The sequence below is a fragment of the Mucilaginibacter gossypiicola genome (assembly GCF_900110105.1).
Classification (GTDB): Bacteria; Bacteroidota; Bacteroidia; order Sphingobacteriales; family Sphingobacteriaceae; genus Mucilaginibacter; species Mucilaginibacter gossypiicola.
In genome coordinates this window covers 86,995-106,949 of sequence record NZ_FOCL01000009.1, presented here as the reverse complement: position 1 = coordinate 106,949, position 19,955 = coordinate 86,995, and the positions used below count along the sequence as shown (strand labels likewise).

The window sequence follows — 19,955 nt, the reverse complement described above, 5'->3', positions numbered from 1 at the left end:
AGTAACGTTTATAAATAAAAACAGCACGTATATAATGCTTTATACGTGCTGTTTATTGTAGCGGTTATAATTTATTTACCTGTTTTCAGGGCGTCTTTCCCTTTGCTGCTGCTGGCGTTGTTGTTCCTGCTGCTGCCTTTGGGCTTGTTGCTGTTGCTGACGCTGCGCTTGTTGTTGCTGTCTTTGAGCCTGCTGTTGTTGCTGTTGCTGCTGGCGTTGTTGTTCCTGCTGCTGCCTTTGAGCTTGCTGTTGTTGCTGGCGTTGTTGTTCCTGTTGTTGCCTTTGAGCTTGCTGTTGTTGCTGTCGTTGTTGTTCCTGCTGCTGCCTTTGGGCCTGTTGTTGCTGCTGCCTTTGGGCCTGCTGTTGTTGCTGTTGCTGCTGGCGTTGTTGTTCCTGTTGTTGCCTTTGAGCCTGCTGTTGTTGCTGACGTTGCTGCTCCTGCTGTTGCCTTTGAGCTTGTTGTTGTTGTTGGCGTTGCTGCAATTGCTGTTGTCTTTGCTCCTGTTGTTGCTGGCGTTGTTGAGCCTGTTGCTGACGTTGTGCTTGCTGCTCTTGTTGGGCTTGAGACCGGTTTTGCTGCTGGCTTTTTACCTGCTGCTCTTGCTGACGTTGCTGCAATTGCTGCTGACGCTGTGCCTGCTGTTGCTGTTGGCGCTGGTTTTGATCATTTTGTCTTTGATCTGCCTGCTGTTGCCTTTGGGCTTGTTGCTGCTGTTGGCGTTGTTGTGCCTGTTGCTGACGCTGCGCCTGGTTATCTCCCGGCCTTGCGTTTGGTTGGTTTTGACGTGCCCCGTTTGCCTGGTTAGGGCGGGCTGCCGGGCTTGCATGATTAACCTGCACTATTTTATTATCGGGCTTTTCATTACGGGCAACTTCCCTTAAGCGGGCTGCATTATTGCGGTTGATAGTTGCGTTGCCAGCTTGCCTGTTAGCTATGCCGTTATTAGGGTTTTGTTGCCTGTAAGCCGCAGCGTTTACTACCCTTGCAGGCCTTGCATCCGGTGCTTTCCTTATTTCGGGGCGATAAATATTCACGGTATTGTTTACCACCCTGCCGCCGCCGTTTGGCCGGTTAACATTGGTGATATTGTAAACACGCACGTTGCGGTTATTGGTAACCTGCCTGATCTCGTTAATTCTTGGGCCGGTTACATAAGTGCGATTATTATTAACATAGGTGTTGTTAATAATGGTTGTTTGATGGATAATGTTTACCACGCGGGTACGTGGCACATAATAGTTGTAAATGTTTGGCCTGTTAATATAAGCTTGTGGTGCGCAAACCCAGTAATTATCGGGCACATTATAGCTGTTACCAAAAGATATACTGATGCTGATACCTGGTTGCAGAGGAGCCCAGCCATAATAGCCGCCACCATGCCTCCAGCTTACCCATGCCGGTGCCCATTCATGGCCCGGGATCCATTCCCATCCATAATAATTATCATAACGCCACCTGCCGTAGTGGAAAGGTGCCCAGCCCCATTCATAATCAGATACCCAGGTATTACCATAATCGGTTACTACCCAGTGGCCGCGGGTGGCATAGGGCCTAAAATCGTCACCGGCATCGGGTACCCAAACGTTTCCATATTGCGGGTCGCTAACCCAGGTGCCGTAAGGATCAAGTTCGTCGTAAAACTCCTGATCGGATACGTAGCCTCCTTCCTGGGCTTTGCTTATGTTTGGCGCGGCAAGCATTATCAAAAATGCTATTAAGCTGATACCGCATATTTTATTGATGAATTTCATAATAATAGTGTTTAAAAAAAGCCTGTTATATTGTTGTTGCTAAATATATGACAGGCAGAAGTATAAAACGTTTAAAGCAAAAATTGTTTTAACACGTTAAAACAAACTCAGTCAGCGTAATTATGGGGATAAAATTTTATTGCTATCTTGTGTACTACGCTTAAAAATTAAATAATTTTGCTACCTGTTTTATAAACTACAACTATGAGCACAGTAACTATTCCACGTCTGGATCTAAATACCTATATAAACGGCACAGCCGAAGAACGCAAACAATTTTCAAATGATATTGGCAAGGCTTTTAACGAAACCGGCTTTGTTACTATAACTAACCACGGTTTAAGTAAAGAGTTGATAGATAAGCTTTACGATCAGGTAAAGGCGTTGTTTGCCGAGCCGGATGCAGTAAAACAGCAATATGAAATTCCTGGATTAGCAGGCCAGCGGGGATACACAGGGAAGGGCAAAGAGACGGCCAAAGGCTTTAAAACCCCCGACCTGAAGGAGTTTTGGCAGATAGGCCAAACCGTAACGGATGATGATGTACTAAAAGCACAGTATCCGGATAATGTAACTGTTAACGAGCTACCCGAATTTAACCCAACTACCATCGAGGTTTACAAAAAACTTGAAGCCGCCGGTAAACATTTGCTCCGTGCAATTGCCGTTTATCTCGAACTGCCCGAAAACTACTTTGACGATAAAGTTCATAACGGTAATTCGATACTCCGCACCCTGCATTATTTCCCTATAACCGATCCTGATTCGGTGCCTGATGATGCTGTACGCGCCGGTGCCCACGAAGATATCAACCTGATCACCTTATTAATAGGTGCCAGTGCCGATGGACTCGAACTGCTAACCCGCGATAACACATGGTTCCCGGTTAAGGCATACGGCGAAGACCTGGTGGTTAACGTTGGCGATATGCTGCAACGTTTAACGAATAATAAACTGAAATCAACCACACATCGCGTGGTGAACCCGCCCCGCGAGTTGATGAAGTTTTCCCGTTTTTCGGTGCCGTTTTTCCTTCATCCCAAATCGGGCATGGATTTAACCAGCCTGGATTCATGTATTGATGAACAGCATCCTAAGCTATATACCGATATTACTGCAGGCGAGTATTTGGATGAGCGCTTGAGAGAGATTGGTTTGAAGATGTAAAAGCATTATGGAGCCCTTTCAGTTTTGAGAGGGCTTTTTTGTGGATGCGCAATATTGTAGAGTTGCAATAATCCTAACTTATTGCTTAATTACTTTAAAAATATTTTCGTTACCATCCAACCTTAGATGCAGGGAATAAACCCCGGTTTTAAAACCTGTAACATCCAGTTGTAATACCCCGGCCTGGTTGTTGAATTGTTTGTTGTACACCGGGCGGCCGTCGCTTACGGCATATATTTGTACAGATATGGTGTTTACCGGGGTAAGGCCAATATTTACATTTAGCGTATTTTGGAACGGTACCGGATATGGACTGATAACGCCCGACAGGTTTATTATTTTTTGTATTATGCCCTGGCATTCTTTATCGGTAGTTACACCGAGTTTATTGTTGCCCGCGTTAAGCGGCAGGTTGATATTGCTATTAGTAGTGGTATAGTTAATACCATTGAGGTTGATATTATATATCGTTCCACCTGTTAGTGCCAGGTTTACTGTTTTGTCTTCTGTGTTCACAGTCGAATACACCGCCAGATCTTTGGGCTCCGAAATCACTACGTCGTAACATTGCTTATAACCACTTTGCTCGGCCATGGTAATGCACAAATTATAGGTGCCGGCGGGCAGATTATTAAATGTTCCGGTGGTAGTAAATGGCAGTGTTTTGTTTAAACTGTTTCCGGTAAGCGTAGCGGTGTAACCGAAGGCTTGAGCCGCGCCGATATTAATTGCTCCATTAGCGCTGCCCTTACAGGTAGCGCTTACGATAGATATGATAAAGTTATTGGTGGGTAAGTTAAACTGGATAATGTTATTTTTAAATATTGTGGCATTGTTGCCAAGATAATTTGAAACAATTAATTCAGGAGCCTGATCGCCGTCAAGGTCGGCGGCCGCAATATTGCTTGGCTGGTAATTGGTTTTATAGTCAACATTAGCCGCAAAGTTAATTCCGTTTGCTGTGCTTGTATTTTTTAATACAGATATACTGCTGAGATTCGCAACTGCAAGATCGGGCAAACTATCGCCGTCCAAATCTGCAACGGCGATTGAAGCAGGGCCTGTGCCTGCTGCAAATTCAACGCCTTTAACAATGTTGATTTGATTTTTAGTGCTGGTGTTTTTAAAAACCGAAACGGTATTTGATTTGGTATTGGGCACAATAATTTCAGGCTTGCCATCATTGTCAATATCAGCTACAGCAATGTTGCCCGGTCTTTTGCCCGTATATAATCTGGTTGGGAATACCACAGGAACGAAAGAGATCCTGCCAATAGTGCTGGTATTTTTGAAAACTGTTATATAGCCGTAAGCTTCCAAATTTAAAAAGTCTGGCAATATAACTACCAAATCAGGCTTACCGTCACCGTCAATATCTGATAAATTAGCATCAAACAAAAAACTTTCATTGGTAACTGTAACTTGATCTTCAAAAAAAGTATAGTCCTTTTCTGTACCGCCGTTCCGGAACACGCCCATGGCAACACCAATACCGCCGAAAGATACAAGATCGGGCCGGCCGTCGCCATCAATGTCTCCCACTAAAGCACCACGCGCATAGTCGGCCGGTTGTATAACTTGTCCATAGGTTAGGAACGAGGTATTACCTGGTGTACTATTGTTTTTATAGGTTTGGACGGATACTCCGTTTGCAGTCACCAAATCGGCTCTGCCATCCCCATCCAAATCGCCGGTGGTTATGTATTCACCGCCCCGGTTTTCGTTAAAGTTGTTTTTGAAAAACAGTGTATTTCTTGTACTGATATTGCTTAAAACCGATGTGCCCCCACCGTTGATTATAACATCGGGCTTGCCATCGGTATCCATATCTTTCACGCTTACCCATGATGCCTGGTTTACGTTACCGACATCCTGTTTAACAGCGAATGTAGCTGGGGTAAAGGTGTTTTGTGATTTAAAAGTGACATTAAAAACTCCCGGGGCATATGCGGTTAATTGGTTCACGGTTACGGTAAGTGGCCCGGCAGTTGCACCTTCGGGCACTTTTACGGTTAGGGTGTTATTAGTTGCTGTGATAACCGTGGCTGCTACAGCGCCAATGTAAACTAAATTGTTGGCAGCGGTTGGGTTAAAGTTTTCGCCTTTGATTGTTATTATTGAATTAACATCGCCAAAAAAAGGAGAAAAAGACTTGATAACCGGTTGCGGTGCTGTGTATGTAAACTGGTTAAAAGCGACTGTACCGTTTGGTGTGGTTATAGTGACCGGACCGGTGGCGCCCATACCTACTGTAGCTGTAATGATTGTTGGCGAAACTACAGTAAACGACGCCGCATTGCTGGTGCCGATTTTCACCGATGAGGCGTTGCTAAAGTTATAACCGGTAATAGTTATTATTGTGCCAATACTGCCCAGGCTGGGTAAAATTGTGTTAACTACCGGGGGGGCTAACATGTTGTCGACGGTTTTAGTGCGTACGTAGATGAGGCCATTTATATAGGCATACACCGGATCGCCGTTGGGGGCGAAAGCTATAGAATGATCGGTGCCTGAATATGGTATCATCCCGGCGCTGCCGGCATCAGACCATGCGCCCTGGCTTAATTTAAGCAGTTGTCCATCGGTATAGCTGTTTAATGAATTATACTGTAAAAAAGCAAGGTACATTTGCCCGCTCGGGTTAAATAACATTTTGGGCGCGTTTGACTGCTTGTACGATCCGGTAGGGCCGCCAAAAGGCTGCCAGCTATTATTAGTAAATGTATTAACGATAATTTCTTCGGTTGTGATATCATAAAATGCCATGTAAGGAGTGCCGTCCGGGCCTATCAAAAGGTTAATATCCCGCACAGCATCCTGGATAAAGTTTTCCGTTCCGACCGTTACCCAGGTGGTTCCGTTAAAGCGTTTGGCATTGGGCCTGTTAGATAAAACATCCAAATAAGCAACATAGGGTACATTATTTTTATCAATGGCGATATTAACGTTAGCTACATTATTTGCAGAAAATGCGGCCTTGCCTACATAAACCCAGCTCCCGTTGCTGAATTTTTGCACCGATATTAAGTCTCCATATTGATTATCAGCATAAGCTATATAAGGTGTACCGTTGGGTGCAACAGTTATTTTAAAATTATTACCACCATATGGGGCAATATTGCTTCCTAAATTTATCCAGCCTGTGCCATTATATTTTTTAACCACGCATGAGGATTGGCTCGAATCGCGGTAAATCACATATGGTGTCCCGTCCGGCCCAATATCCATATCCAGATTTGCTGAAAAAATGCCTGACTGTGATATGGTTGGCGTGCCCGTATATTGCCAGCTTCCTGACACATATTGTTTAACCGATGCTTTGCCGTTGTTAAATGCATCATTAAAGGCTACGTAAGGCAAACCTGTTTTGGTCACTTTCAAAATTACGTTGCTTGATGCCCCGATGGATAGACTATTTGCCCCAACGTTTGTCCACTGGCCATTGGTGAAAATTTTCACCAATGGCTTTGATCCCATATTATAATCAGAGTATGTGAGATAGGGTATGCCGTTTTTGGAAATGGCGATACTGGTGTAAGTCGCCTTATATTCCGGCAGGTAAGTAGGGCCAACACTTGTCCAGTTGCCTCCGCTCAATTTTTTCACTACCGGTTTATCTTTGTCGCCCGCATCGCAAAAAGTGATGTATGGCGTACCATCCGGTGCCATGGCCATATTAATATAATTGGCAGCACCTTTTGAAAGCCCCGTTGTACTAACCACTGTCCACGCCCCGTTTTTAAACTGCTGCACCACTGCGGCGCTTCCTACAGTTGAATCCTGGTAAGCTACGTAAGGCGTGCCATCGGCAGTTAGCGCCATGGTAACATTAGTAGCCCCTGTGTTGCTAAACCCATTCTCGCCAACAAGCTGCCATTTGCCGTTTACCAATTTTTTTACTGATACTCTATTCTTATTTTTTATAGCCGCGTAGGCCGCGTACAGAGTGCCATCTGCAGTAATGGCGATCTTATTGCTTACCAGCGGCGACCCTGACACATCATCCAGATCACCTGCATTTTCCCAGGCGTTGGTAAACTTCCTAACAGCTAAGCCGCCGCCATAAGCTGTGGAAAACCCTGAGTATAGCGTATTGTCCGGACCAACGGCAAGGCTGGGATATATGCCCGTGCCAATGGGGTAACCAACTTTTACCCAGTTGTCGCCTACAAGTTTCCGGATGGCAACCGTAACATAATTTTTATCAGCAATACTGGGCATATAAGCAATATACGGAGCACCATCAGTTCCGAATGCAAGTGCAGGCCCCGAGGAATAATAACCATCATTAATACTAATACCCACTTGTACCCATTTTTTGCCGTCAAATTTTTTTATGGTAATGGTGTTTTCGTTGGCATTATCGGTAAAAGCAATATAAGGAGTGCCATCTGGCGAAATAGCAATAGTGTTAGAAGCCGCGAAACCCGGGCCAGGGCCAACAGTTTCATCCGCACCAAAGGGTTTCCAAGATTGTGCAGATAAAAATATAGGGAATGCTAAAAGGAAAAGCAGACAAAATGATACGTAAAGTTTACTCATAATTTGGATAAGGCTGGTATAAATATATAAAACCAATTATGATTTGGCAAACTTTCGCTATAGGCAAAATGATGCTGTTTAATTTTTATGGTTGATAAAAATCACATTGCATTCAAAAGAAGTAATGGGCTCTCTGGTAGAACGTCCAAATTGTAAACCTGCTTTACCGCACGCTATTAAGAAAATGCCATAATTTATCGGTTAAACTAAATCAGCATAAACAATTGCGGCCTACTGATGAATTTGGGCAAGCGTTAAATCATGCTGCTGCGGGGCTAATATGGCGTTGAACCAATAACGCTTTCATAACAAAGCCCTTTCAAAACTGAAAAGGCTTTTGCATTTGAAATTTAAACAGGTAGATGAAATAAATTTATTTGGCCAACGCTGCTTTTCCTTCTACACTTTCACCGGCAGCTTGTCTTCTTTTATACAATACGAACAATGCGGTAGCTAATACGCCAATGATTCCCTCAATACAAACAGCCCTACGCGGACCGAGCTCGTTGGCCAGCCAGCCGGCCATCAAACTGCCTACCGGAATCATGCCCTGGTAAGCCATAACATAATAGCTGATAGCCCTTGCCCGCATAGCCGGGATAGCGTGTGTTTGGATGTAGGTGTTAATGGCTGATGTTTGCGCCATCATACCAACCCCGGTAAATACCATGAATACCAAGGCAAACGGTAGTTTCCCTGCATAAGCCACCATCAGCACACTTGTACCGAAGATGAGGCTTGCTATCGACATGATCTTTACCAGGTTTTTATTACTCTTTAAGTTTGCCAGGTACACCGCGCTGATCACCGAACCTAAACCAGCTGCGCTCTCAAACCAGCTGAAAGTTTTGGCATCGCCATTAAAAAGGTCTTTGGCGAATATCGGCATCAGTGTATTAAATGGTATCACAAACAGGCTGCTTGCTGTAAGCATCAGGATCATGCTGCTCAGGTCGCTGTCGCCTGATACATATCTGAAGCCTTCCTGCAACTCTGTCCAGATGCTTTTTTTTGAACGTACCGGTACTATGGTATTCAGCTTCATCATAAATAAACAGGTGAGTACGGGGATATAGCTCAGAAAATTACCGAAGAAACAAACATCCTCGCCGAAAGCGCTCAATACGATACCTGCGATGGCCGGGCCCGCAATACGTGCGAGGTTGGTCATGGTTGAGTTTAGGGCAATGGCATTAGGCAGATCTGCTTTGTCGTCAACCATATCCACCATTAACGATTGGCGGCAGGTAACATCAAAGGCGTTTACAATACCCTGCAGCAGGCTTAACCCAATAATAGCTGGTATATTATAGATCTTGAAAAAGATCATGAAAGCAAATGCCCCAGCCTGCAGCATGGATACCACCTGGGTAATAACCAAAATGCGGTAACGGTTATGCCTGTCAACAATACTGCCTGCGTAAGGAGCTAATATAAGCGATGGGATCAGGCTCACAAAACTTACTATTCCCAGTAAAAGGGCTGAACCTGTAAGGCGATAAACCAGCCAGCTCACTGCCGTTTTTTGCATCCATGTGCCAATGAGGGAGATTGACTGACCGTAAAAAAACAGTTTAAAATTACGGTACTTTAAAGAGCGAAACACATTCATTTGTTCAATTCATAACAAAAGCAAATTCAGGGGAGTACTTAATGCAAGACTATTGAATTGTTTTATGCTGCAAATATCGCCCATATCAATACATTTGTAAAATAGATTATTTTAATAGGATTGATAGGGAAAAACGATTGATTATGGAATTGCGTCAACTGCAATACTTTGTTAAGGCTGCCGAAACCATGAACTTCACTGAGGCAGCGGCAGCTGTGTTTATAACACAAAGCACGTTATCACAGCAAATCAAGCAACTTGAAGAGGAGCTGGGCATGCTGCTGTTCGACAGGATAGGCAAACATGTACGTATCACCGAAGCCGGGCATATATTTTTAACCCATGCCCGCAAAATTCTTAACGATGTGCAGCGAAGCAGGCAAGCCATCAGCGAGTTGCAGAATGCCACCATCGGTGAGTTAAACCTCGGTGTTTCATATGCTTTTACTTCTTTGTTGCTACCAGCATTGGCACCGTTCAGTACCAAATATCCCGGTATCAAGATTTTTATCACTTATGGCAGCCCCGAGGAACTGGAAAAAAAACTACGGCTGGCCGAGCTGGATATGATCCTCGCCTTCCATAACGAAAGCGATGATGAAGACCTGGAAATGCAGGAATTGTTTAGCTCGAGCGTGGTCATGGTGGTTTCAAAAAATAATCCGCTGGCCCAGCTCAAAAAAGTAAGTCTTGAAGAATTGGCTAAGCTTGACCTCATCCTGCCGGGAAAAGGTTTCAGTTCGCGCGATTTTATTAATGATCTGTTCAACCGCAAAAAGATAGTACCCAATATTAAAATTGAGCTTAATGATGTGCATTCATTACTGGCCCTGGTTGAGAATGGTCATTGGGCAACTATCCTGAACGAAAAAGCCATCATAGGCTGGAATAAAGTAACCGCCATTCCCATCGAATCAAAAGATATCAAACGGCAATCATACATCCTCTGGCAAAAAGGTGTTTACCGTAAACGGGCAGCTATTTTATTTATTGAGGAGTTGATGAAGGTGATGGAGAGTGAATAGAGGCCTTCTTCTGTGTAGAGACGCATAATTGCGTCTCCGAGTATACAGAGCCTCCATATAAACCTTAATCAGATATATAAATTGTCGAAATCTTCTTTACCATTAACCCAATTATTTGGATTATCATAGATATATTGTTTTATATTAATGTGTTCACGGTCATTTCTAATTACCCGGTCATAATAGCGAGGCTGCCATGCAAAATCGATGTTGTTATCATTCGCAAATTTTTTTACTGATGATTTATAACCGCGAAGTACAGAAGCCAGGTTATCTTTTTGAACTCCAAATTTATTTACCTCCCAGGTAGATTTATGAGGTTTGTTGAAAAACAGTATTCCATGTAAATGGTCAGGCATTATTAAAAATTCATCAAGTTCAACATATGGGTTAAACTCGGGGATTTTTAACCAATTAACATGAGCGGCATCACCTATAATTGAGGTTTGTAAAAATCCTTCTCCGTTGTCTTCCCGCGACAAGATATCACCAAAATATGGGACTCGGTTGAGCGTACAAATAGTTACAAAATATAAAGCATGTGATCCGTAATCCCATCCCGTTAAGCGAGGCGACAATGTGCGGTATTTACCTTGATATTTATCATCCATGCGCATCATCCAAGATATAATTTTTGCTTGTCCTACGGGAGACGCAATTATGCGTCTCTACATAGAAGAATTGGCGTTTTTTCTTTACTCCCCTGTGGCCGTGGCCTTGCGACTAACGCGGATTACTTTCTCATCTCTTCCCTTATCGCCCTTAAAAACTCATTAGGGTGTTTGGAACCGATGATATAAAGCAGGCCATCGCGATCGGTAAGATGAATGGCTTCGTTGCCCGATGTGAAAAAGCGAATAGTGCCTTTGGTGTGCAGGTTATAAACCGGGTTATTGAACATGTAACGGCTGTAAGTGCCTTTTTCAACCTTAACAATGCTGTTCAAATCTATTTTTACCAGTTTGGTTGTCCATAATCCATCAAGCATAACACTTTTGTTTTCTACGCGGGTGCGGAAATGCAGTAGGAAGCCCAGAATGATAGAAATAATGATGATGGAAAAGCCTACTACAACCAGCAAATCGCCGTTGCGTTCGCGTTCGTCGGTAAAAAAGTAGGCTGCAAAACAAAACATGGCTAAAACCAGGCGTATGGTTAGCGGTATAAATTCCCGGCCAAGGTATTGTTTTTCGGTAAAAACGGATTTATCGCTCATGTTAGTTTAAACAGTTCGAAGATAGTAACTTTTTTAGTGTTATCACTTACTTTATACCTTTCGTCGGAGCGATAGCCGCCAATCCACATAATTTCACCGTTGCCATTTACAAGGATAGGGATTTCCTCCTTTTGGTGCAGCGGCACTTTCTGGTTAATGAAAAAGTCGCTCAGTTTCTTTTTGCCCTTCATTCCCAGAGGGAAAAAAGAATCGCCCTCATACCATGTACGCATTTTTAGCGGATAAACCAGCTTATCAGCATCAATGGATACCGCAAAGGGATTATTCTTTATAATCAGCGGACTATCATCATGTAACAGGTTAAGCTTATAAACGCCAAAATTTGCCTCGTGGTCTGTAGCGTTGATAATAACTTCGGCAGGAGGTGTAGCAGCTTTGGGTTTAAGGATAATACTATCGCGATCGAGGAATAGCGTATGTGTTCCTGATTCAAATATCCGGCCGGAGTGTTTATCGAGCGATGCAATGAGGTCATCAATGGTAGCTTCGTTAAAACCGTACTCATCCAGCAATCCAAAAAGAAGCAGCCTTTTGGGGCTAAGTTTTTTTACTTCGTTAATTGGAAAATAGATAGCATCATCACGTATCTGCGGCAGCGTCTGTCTTATTTCATCAAGCTTAAATTCAAGCAATAGTTCCAGGTCGCGGAAATGGAGCAGGCTGTTTTCAAAAGTTTTTTCGAGCGCTGGGTTCAATTCCTTCAGCTTTGGTACAACCTCCAGCCTGATCTTATTGCGGGCATATTTGGCTGAAGCATTGGAGCTGTCCTCTACAAAATTTAAACCTTCGGCAGTAACAACGGTCTGTATCTCATCCCGTGTCAAAAACAATAGCGGGCGCGCCAGCTTACCGTTTTTTGGTAAAATGCCGTGCAAGCCGGCAATTCCGGTACCGCGTGTAAGGTTTAACAATATTGTTTCGATAGTATCGTTTTGGTGGTGAGCAAGCGCAACAACCTCATAACCTGATTGCTGACTTATAGTGTCAAACCACTGATAACGCAAATCGCGGGCTGCCATTTGTATGGATATCTTGTTGTCTGCAGCGTATTGCTCTGTATCAAAGTTAACAGTATGAAAAGGTACATTGAGGGTTGTTGCCAGATCATGGCAAAAGGCCTGGTCGCGCAGGGCTTCATCACCGCGCAGTTGAAAGTTACAATGGGCAATGCCAAAATCATAGCCTGCAGTATTAAGCAGGTGCACCATTAAAACAGAATCGATGCCGCCGCTTACAGCCGCCAATATTTTGGTAGTGGGTGTAAATAAGCTGTTTTGCTCAATAAAATTAACAAACTGATTAACTGGCAGCATTCATCAAAATTATTAATTTAATAACCCCAACAAAAAACTAATTTTGCCATTGTGAGGAAATACGTTTTATGCTTTTTGTTTTTGGCGATAGCAACTGCAGCTATGGCTCAAAAAAAATCAATTGTAAACCTGATACAATCTGAACGAAGCACCGGCACAAAGGTTAACGGCAGGCAGCTGATCAAGGTGTATAAAGGTGTGTTTAAGCAGGATTACTCGCTCCTTCGCTCAGATAGTGCTTACTTTTATCCAAACGAAAATGCTTTTGATGCTTTTGGTAACGTAAACATAAACCAGGGCGATACGCTGAATATATTTTCGGATAAGCTTAATTACAACGGTAATACCAAAACGGCCATCCTTACCGATAATGTTAAAATGGTTGATCGTGATGCTACGCTTACTACCAACTATCTTACCTATAATACAGCCAGCCGCATAGGTACCTATACCGGTGGTGGAAAGCTGGTGAACAAGGATAACGTGCTTACCAGTAAAAACGGTTACTATTTTGCTTTCAGCCGCGATTCATATTTCAGGTACGATGTGGTACTTACTACGCCCGATGCATTGATAAAAAACGATACCCTTAAGTATAACACGGGCACACGTATTGCCTATTTTTTCGGCCCAACCAATATTTACGGTACTAAAGACAAGGATACCCTGTATACCGAGAACGGTTTATATAACACTGTTACCGAACAGGCGTATTTTGGTAAGAAAAACTCATACAGGCAAGGCACCAAATCGTTAAAAGGCGACAGTCTTTTTTACGATAAGCTGAAAGGTTACGGCCGCGCAGTAAAGAATATCACCTTTGAAGACAGGGAACAAAAAGTAACTATAAAAGGGGACCTGGGTACTTATTTCAGGGCCGAGGAAAAAACCGTTGTTACCGAAAATGCTTACGTGGTATTGATCTCCGAGCAAAAGGATACCAGTAAAACCGATACCACAGTTAAGCAATTACCTGTTGCAAATAAGAATGCCAAAGCATCTGCTAAAAATATAACCGATCTTACCAAAATTGCCGGCGCCATAAAGCCCGACAGCAGCCACAAGGCCCCGGCCAATACCATGCCTATTAAGCAGCCTTTTGCTATAGGTAAAAAAGATAGTGCCAATGTTGATATGGCAACTAAGTTGGTGCAGGGCGCTTTACAAAATAATAAAGATGCCAATGCCGATGCATTGATAAAAGCAGCAACGCAGGCTAAAAAAGGGAATGAAAAGCTGATTGATTCTGCGCTGAAAGCCGCAGCTCCGGCATTAAAAAATAACAAAGATAAAGTTGGCATAAAAAACATTGGCAGCCTGGCCGGAGTGGCTGATGCTATTAAGCCGGGCGTTGCTAAAGTAACAGGAAAACTTATACCTGTAAAAGCTGCGGTGAAAGATACCGGCCACATCAAACGCGATTCGATATACATGACTGCCGATACCATTGAAACGCAGATCATGACCTATAAAAACCAGAAAATTTACCAGGAGCGTCAACGTACTTTGCGTGATACCACACTAAAGCAGCGAAAAGTGGCAGCCGATAAAAAATCGTCGAAGTTCCTCACTGCTTACTATATTAAGGTACCTAAAGATACCAGCTACTTTCACCGCGACTTTTTTGGAAAGCCTAAGCCTGTAAATGATTCATTGCAGCGCAAAAAGGATGCGCTTGCGGCCATTAAAAAAGCGAAGCAGGATAGCATAGCCCGTGAACAGATGCAGCGCGACCCGGTTTTTAAACAATACCCGGTTAATTTGAAGGATACGGCACGCGTGCGGATGCTTATCGGCCATCACCATGTTAAGATCTTTAAATCAGATCTGCAGGCTAAATCCGATTCGGTATTTTATAGTAACAGCGATTCAACCATGCGTATGTATGTGAACCCTATTATCTGGACACAGGGTTCGCAGTTGAGCGGCGATACCGTATACATGCAAATGCGACATAAAAAGCTGGATAATATCGAACTGTTTCCGTCGGCATTTATCGTGAATATTGAAAAAGATGATTCAACGCATTTTAACCAGGTATCGGGTAAAAAAATGCGGGGATATTTTAAGGATGATAAGCTTGACCAGATGTATACGTTTGGTAATGCCGAAACAATTTATTTTCAGCGCGACAGTGGTAAAGTTTCGGGCATGCAGCGATCGTTGAGCAGCAGGATCCGTACCGTTTTTAAAAAGAACCAGGCTACGGATATCTACTTTTTAACCAAGCCCGAAAACCGGTATATCCCTATTGAAAAGGTTAAAGAAGATGATAAGATATTAAAAGGCTTTTTGTGGAAACCTAAAGAGCGCCCCGCATCAAAAGAAGACATCATTAAAAAGCGCAGTAGGAAAGTACCGGCGACTAAATCTCCGGCAAAAAATGCTCCTGCTAAACCCGGAAGTGCTAAGCCGGGGGTGAGCCTCAAAACGGATAGTCTGAAGGGCCCCGGAATAAAAAACATGCAGGATAGTACCCTAAAAGTTGATACGGGAAAGAATAATGCGATAAAATTTAAAAAGGATACGATAAACAGAAATTTTGCGCCAAAACTACCCGGAAATGGGCAGAAAAAGGACAGTATTGTTAACAAAACGCCATCTGTTAAGAAAAACTGACCCAAAATGAAAAAAAAGTAACATTTTTTATCAAAAAAATTAGTCTACTAATTCTATAGTGCTTATATTTGACTAATTGTTATTATCGATCTAACCAATTAGTTCTTTATGATAAATAATGAGGTCAGTCAACTTAAATTTAAAAAAGAGACAGCCGGCGGGCTATCTCTTTTTTTTCTGCCTCTTTTTAAAACGTGTTTAAACAGCTGTTTTATTTGTCGATAAAGGAAACATCATTTATCATGGCGTGTTATCTCAATAAACACTACCGCCATGATCGATCAAAAAGACACCACTCCGGCCGCAAAAGATGGGAAATACGAATTCCTGATTAATTACTCAGAGCGTGAGCTTACTTGCCGTGTTGAAAAAGAACAAAATAAGCTGCATGTTTTTATCGATAACAACATCAACGCCGAGCTGGAATTGCAGCCCGATGGCAGTCTTACCCAGGCCAGCGGCAATGCCCTGCCCGAATCAACAATTGAGTTTATTAAAAAACACATCATGGAGGGGTAGGCTATAAGTCTTTGTCATCTTGAGTGAGAAAAATCAGGTTCTGTGAAGGTAAGATGACATTAGGTGTGGAGGGCCTGTCATGCTGAGCCTGTCGAAGGACGTGCGCAGAGGCCCACCCCGCTATGCTTCGACAGGCTCAGCATGACACCTATTTTTAATTTGTCATCCTGAGCGATAGCGAAGGATCTTCTTCAAAAGGCAGAGCCGCTGTACAGGGCGAAGAAGATGCTTCGTCCCTCAGCATGATAAGCATTTTGCTAATGACTTCGATGTAAAACAACCCTGCCTGGCTGGTAGCGGCTTACTAACATACATCTTCCAAAAGTTTTCAATTTTTAAATATTATTCGCTAATCTTGAATAGTATTCTGAACCAGGTAAATCCTGCGCGCTGTCCCAATTATCAGCGTTATTATATATACTTTTTATGAACAAAACTAAAGTAGCCATACTGGGTGCCGGTTTTATTACCGATATCCACATGGAATCGTACCATCGCTTTATCCCCGAAGCCGATGTTGTGGCCTGTTACGCCCGTAACCCCGAAAAAGCCAAAGCCTTTGCCGAAAAATATCACATAGCCCAATGGTTTGATGATATTGACAAACTGCTTGCCGAATCAGGTTGTGAAGTGGTAGATATCTGCCTGCCCAATTACCTGCACGCCGAAGCTACCATCAAGGCAGCTAAAGCAGGCAAACATGTTATCATCGAAAAACCGCTTGCCGTTACCCTTGAAGAAGCCGATGAAATGATTGCCGTTTGTAAGGCCAATAACGTAAAATTGATGTACGCCGAAGAGCTTTGTTTTGCGCCAAAATATGAGCGGGCAAGGCACCTGGTAAAAGAAGGCGCTATCGGCGATATTTATATGTTGAAACAGGGCGAAAAACATTCTGGCCCGCATTCGGATTGGTTTTATGATATCAATTTTTCGGGCGGCGGTGTGATCATGGATATGGGCTGTCATGCATTAGGCTGGTTTAGGTGGATGCTGGACAATGCCAAACCTAAAAGCGTTTATGCCAGTATGAGTACCGTGCTTCATAAAGGCCGTACAAAAGGCGAGGATAATTCGGTCATAATTGTTGAGTTTGAAAACGGTGTGACTGCTGTAGCTGAAAACAGCTGGGCTAAACATGGCGGTATGGATGATCGCTGCGAGATTCATGGTCTTGGCGGCGTTATTTATGCCGATCTGTTTATGGGCAATGCTGCGGTAACATACAGTCGTGATGGTTATGGCTACGCCATGGAAAAATCAGACACCACGCAGGGATGGAGTTTCACCATTTTTGAAGAGGCCTTTAACCAGGGGTATCCGCATGAGTTGAAGCATTTTATTGATTGTGTACAAAACAACAAAACTCCGCTGGTAACAGGTGAAGACGGCAGGGCCGTGCTCGAACTTATTTACGCGGCTTACGCGTCGGCGGGTGCAGGCAAAAAAATTGAGCTGCCGTTTTCGGCAAAGATTGATAAACCGGTAAATCTTTGGCTCAATAACAAATAGAAAATGAAACTACATATATATCCCGATTATAATACCATGTCGAAATCTGCAGCCGATTTGGTAGTTACCCTGGTTAATCAAAAGCCCGATGCGCTGATCTGTTTCCCTTCCGGCGATTCGCCAACCGGCATGTTCAGCTACCTGGTTCAATATGCCAACCGCGGCCTGGTTGATTTTAGCCAAACCAACTTTGTGGGACTTGATGAATGGGTTGGCCTCGATCGCACTAATGACGGCAGTTGTACTTACTTCCTCGAAAAGCATTTTTTTAAGCCGCTTAGTATTTCGCCCGCTAAGATGAAGTTTTTTAATGCTGTGGCCGATGATCTGGATGCCGAATGCCAGGCTATGAATAAGCATATCGATAAACTTGGCGGCTTGGATATGATGGTGGTTGGCGTGGGACTTAACGGTCACATCGGCCTTAATGAGCCTGGTGCCGATTTTCATTCGTATGCACATCACTCGGCATTGGCTCCTATTACTATAGAGGTTGCTCAAAAGTATTTTACTACTGATACTGTTTTAACCGAAGGTATTACCCTCGGCTTGCGTCATCTGGCCGAAGCCGCGGTACCGGTACTTATAGCCAGCGGAAGTAAAAAGGCACCCATTATTGCCCAGGCATTGCAGGGATGTGTTACTAACGATGTGCCTGCTTCTATATTTAAAACGCTGCAGAATGCGCAGGTGTTTATGGACGATGCCGCGGCAGCACAACTGAGCATAACAGTATAAAAACTGTTATGATGAGCTTAAAGCTTAAGGCAAAAGCCGAAAGCTAAAAAGCTTTAAGCCTTCTGCTTTATGTTTTTTAGCTTTTAAGGGCTGAATGCTTTGTGCTTTGAGCCTTTTGCTTTCAGCTCTATATAAAACCTATTTGCCATTAAATAGTTTATTAACCATAACCAATTGAACCAATGCCTGACGAACCTAAAAATACTGCCGGTGAGTTTACTTATGATGCCATTGTGATAGGCTCGGGAATCAGCGGAGGGTGGGCAGCCAAGGAGCTTTGCGAGCAAGGCTTAAAAACGCTTGTACTTGAACGGGGCCGGGATGTGCAGCATATTAAGGATTATCCCACAGCAACCATGGATCCCTGGGAGTTTAAGCACCGGGGAGAAATGACTAAGGCTTTTTTGAAAGAAAACCCATTGATTAGTCGCGCCGCTGGTTACGGTGAAGATGATGCCCATTTCTTTGTAAAAGATAAAGATCACCCCTACATACAGGAAAAACCGTTCGACTGGATTCGTGGTTACCAGGTTGGCGGTAAATCACTTACATGGGGGAGGGCTTGCCAGCGCTGGAGTAAGTATGAGTTTGAAAACCCGGCACGTTTTGGTTACGGCATTGAGTGGCCTATTGGTTATGATGACGTGGCGCCATGGTATTCGCATGTAGAAAAGTTTATAGGCGTTTGTGGTAACAAAGATGGCATTGAAGCAATGCCCGATGGTGAGTTTTTGCCCCCCTTTGATATGAATGCGGTGCAGGGGCACATTAGCAAAAAAATAAAAGATAATTATCCCGACAGGCACCTGGTACATGCCCGCTGGGCGCATATCACCGAGCCTAAGCAGATCCATATAGATCAGGGCAGGGTTAAATGCATGGCGCGCAACTTGTGTATGCGCGGTTGTCCCTTTGGTGGTTATTTCAGTTCGGTTAGCTCAACGTTGCCCTGGGCCAAAAAAACGGGAAATCTAACTATACGGCCTTTTTCGGTAGTTCATTCTGTTATTTATGACGAAAAACTTGGCAAAGCTACCGGGGTAAAAGTTATTGATACCAATACTAAAGAGGAGTTTGTATACAAAGCCCGCATCATTTTCATGAATGCTTCGGCATTGAATACCAATTTGATCCTGCTTAATTCTAAATCAAACAGGTTCCCGAACGGGCTTGGCAATGATAATGGTTTGTTGGGCAAATACATCGCTTTTCAAAACTACAGGGCATCGGTAACGGCCGATATGGATGGCTTTTTAGACCGCTATTATTTTGGCCGAAACCCAACGGAACTGATCCTGGCCAATTATCGCAATCTGCATAAACAGGAAACCGACTATAAAGGCGGGTTCACCACTTTTATGGGCGCTTACCGAAACCGGGGGCCAAAAGAAACAGCCGAAGGCGAAATAGGAGGAGCCTACAAAGATTCGCTTACCGAACCGGGCGGCTGGAGCGCTTATATGTACCTGCAGGGCGAAACCATACCTAAGGCCAGCAATTACGTGCGTTTAAGTCCGGATAAAAAAGATCAATGGGGTATCCCGCTATTGATCACATCTGTTGAGTATGATGATAACGATGAACGCATGATTAAAGACTTTTTAACCCAGACTGCCGATATGTTTGAAAAAGCCGGATGCACCAATATTCAAAAGCACGAGAACAAACAGGCACCAGGACTGGATATACATGAAATGGGAGGGGTAAGAATGGGCAAAGATCCCAAAACATCGCTGCTGAACCAGTGGAACCAGCTGCACTTATGTAAAAACGTGTTTGTTACCGATGGTGCCTGTATGACAACTACCGGAAACCAAAGCCCCTCAATTTTGTATATGGCTTTAACAGCCCGGGCTGCTACTTATGCAGTTGGGGAATTTAAAAAGGGAAATATTTAAAACTTACTAATTAAACATAGC

The 19,955-nt window shown here is 43.6% G+C and carries 13 protein-coding genes; 7 read left to right on the top strand and 6 right to left on the bottom strand.

Going from position 1 to position 19,955, the window contains the following annotated elements:
- Positions 1–75 precede the first annotated feature (75 nt).
- Positions 76–1,752 carry a DUF6600 domain-containing protein gene (locus BMX50_RS34340; RefSeq protein WP_143065261.1) on the bottom strand — a complete coding sequence of 559 codons (1,677 nt, stop codon included), beginning with the start codon at positions 1,750–1,752 and terminating at the stop codon, positions 76–78.
- Between the two features lie 204 nt (positions 1,753–1,956).
- Here BMX50_RS34340 and BMX50_RS25250 point away from each other — a divergent pair, with 204 nt between their 5' ends.
- On the top strand, positions 1,957–2,919 hold the full coding sequence (locus BMX50_RS25250) for an isopenicillin N synthase family dioxygenase (protein WP_091216474.1): 963 nt from the start codon (positions 1,957–1,959) through the stop codon (positions 2,917–2,919).
- Positions 2,920–2,997: 78 nt separating this feature from the next.
- On the opposite strand, the gene BMX50_RS25245 is transcribed toward BMX50_RS25250, so the two are convergent.
- Entirely contained in the window at positions 2,998–7,461 is a 4,464-nt protein-coding gene (locus BMX50_RS25245; protein ID WP_143065260.1) for an FG-GAP-like repeat-containing protein, read from the bottom strand.
- A gap of 373 nt (positions 7,462–7,834) precedes the next feature.
- Positions 7,835–9,073 carry an MFS transporter gene (locus BMX50_RS25240; protein WP_208864794.1) on the bottom strand — a complete coding sequence of 413 codons (1,239 nt, stop codon included), beginning with the start codon at positions 9,071–9,073 and terminating at the stop codon, positions 7,835–7,837.
- 143 nt (positions 9,074–9,216) lie between these two features.
- Here BMX50_RS25240 and BMX50_RS25235 point away from each other — a divergent pair, with 143 nt between their 5' ends.
- A complete protein-coding gene (locus BMX50_RS25235) occupies positions 9,217–10,098 on the top strand; it encodes a LysR substrate-binding domain-containing protein (RefSeq protein ID WP_091216469.1) in 882 nt (293 codons plus the stop codon).
- Between the two features lie 68 nt (positions 10,099–10,166).
- Here BMX50_RS25235 and BMX50_RS25230 read toward each other — a convergent pair whose 3' ends face one another.
- From BMX50_RS25230 to tilS, 3 genes are all read right to left on the bottom strand, one after another.
- Entirely contained in the window at positions 10,167–10,709 is a 543-nt protein-coding gene (locus BMX50_RS25230; protein ID WP_143065259.1) for a transposase, read from the bottom strand.
- A gap of 122 nt (positions 10,710–10,831) precedes the next feature.
- Complete coding sequence (locus BMX50_RS25225) at positions 10,832–11,314, bottom strand: hypothetical protein (protein ID WP_091216463.1); 483 nt, start codon at positions 11,312–11,314, stop codon at positions 10,832–10,834.
- Positions 11,311–12,648 carry a tRNA lysidine(34) synthetase TilS gene (gene tilS, locus BMX50_RS25220; RefSeq protein WP_091216460.1) on the bottom strand — a complete coding sequence of 446 codons (1,338 nt, stop codon included), beginning with the start codon at positions 12,646–12,648 and terminating at the stop codon, positions 11,311–11,313. The genes BMX50_RS25225 and tilS overlap by 4 nt, the downstream gene beginning before the upstream one ends.
- A gap of 102 nt (positions 12,649–12,750) precedes the next feature.
- Here tilS and BMX50_RS25215 point away from each other — a divergent pair, with 102 nt between their 5' ends.
- The 5 genes from BMX50_RS25215 to BMX50_RS25195 all read left to right on the top strand — a co-directional run bounded on the left by BMX50_RS25215 (position 12,751) and on the right by BMX50_RS25195 (position 19,934).
- Complete coding sequence (locus BMX50_RS25215; RefSeq protein WP_244281099.1) at positions 12,751–15,267, top strand: OstA-like protein; 2,517 nt, start codon at positions 12,751–12,753, stop codon at positions 15,265–15,267.
- 273 nt (positions 15,268–15,540) lie between these two features.
- Positions 15,541–15,786, top strand: a complete 246-nt coding sequence (locus BMX50_RS25210; RefSeq protein WP_091216455.1) for a hypothetical protein — start codon at positions 15,541–15,543, stop codon at positions 15,784–15,786.
- A 426-nt stretch (positions 15,787–16,212) separates the two neighbouring features.
- A complete protein-coding gene (locus BMX50_RS25205) occupies positions 16,213–17,298 on the top strand; it encodes a Gfo/Idh/MocA family protein (protein WP_091216449.1) in 1,086 nt (361 codons plus the stop codon).
- A 3-nt stretch (positions 17,299–17,301) separates the two neighbouring features.
- Positions 17,302–18,036, top strand: coding sequence for a glucosamine-6-phosphate deaminase (locus BMX50_RS25200; RefSeq protein ID WP_091216444.1), 735 nt, complete (start codon positions 17,302–17,304; stop codon positions 18,034–18,036).
- 182 nt (positions 18,037–18,218) lie between these two features.
- Entirely contained in the window at positions 18,219–19,934 is a 1,716-nt protein-coding gene (locus tag BMX50_RS25195; RefSeq protein WP_091216439.1) for a GMC oxidoreductase, read from the top strand.
- Positions 19,935–19,955 lie beyond the last annotated feature (21 nt).

Coding starts and splice junctions, on each gene's coding strand:
- BMX50_RS34340 (WP_143065261.1), bottom strand. CDS start 1,752: ATGAAATTCATCAATAAAATATGCGGTATCAGCTTAATAGCATTTTTG.
- BMX50_RS25250 (WP_091216474.1), top strand. CDS start 1,957: ATGAGCACAGTAACTATTCCACGTCTGGATCTAAATACCTATATAAAC.
- BMX50_RS25245 (WP_143065260.1), bottom strand. CDS start 7,461: ATGAGTAAACTTTACGTATCATTTTGTCTGCTTTTCCTTTTAGCATTC.
- BMX50_RS25240 (WP_208864794.1), bottom strand. CDS start 9,073: ATGAATGTGTTTCGCTCTTTAAAGTACCGTAATTTTAAACTGTTTTTT.
- BMX50_RS25235 (WP_091216469.1), top strand. CDS start 9,217: ATGGAATTGCGTCAACTGCAATACTTTGTTAAGGCTGCCGAAACCATG.
- BMX50_RS25230 (WP_143065259.1), bottom strand. CDS start 10,709: ATGGATGATAAATATCAAGGTAAATACCGCACATTGTCGCCTCGCTTA.
- BMX50_RS25225 (WP_091216463.1), bottom strand. CDS start 11,314: ATGAGCGATAAATCCGTTTTTACCGAAAAACAATACCTTGGCCGGGAA.
- tilS (WP_091216460.1), bottom strand. CDS start 12,648: ATGCTGCCAGTTAATCAGTTTGTTAATTTTATTGAGCAAAACAGCTTA.
- BMX50_RS25215 (WP_244281099.1), top strand. CDS start 12,751: ATGGCTCAAAAAAAATCAATTGTAAACCTGATACAATCTGAACGAAGC.
- BMX50_RS25210 (WP_091216455.1), top strand. CDS start 15,541: ATGATCGATCAAAAAGACACCACTCCGGCCGCAAAAGATGGGAAATAC.
- BMX50_RS25205 (WP_091216449.1), top strand. CDS start 16,213: ATGAACAAAACTAAAGTAGCCATACTGGGTGCCGGTTTTATTACCGAT.
- BMX50_RS25200 (WP_091216444.1), top strand. CDS start 17,302: ATGAAACTACATATATATCCCGATTATAATACCATGTCGAAATCTGCA.
- BMX50_RS25195 (WP_091216439.1), top strand. CDS start 18,219: ATGCCTGACGAACCTAAAAATACTGCCGGTGAGTTTACTTATGATGCC.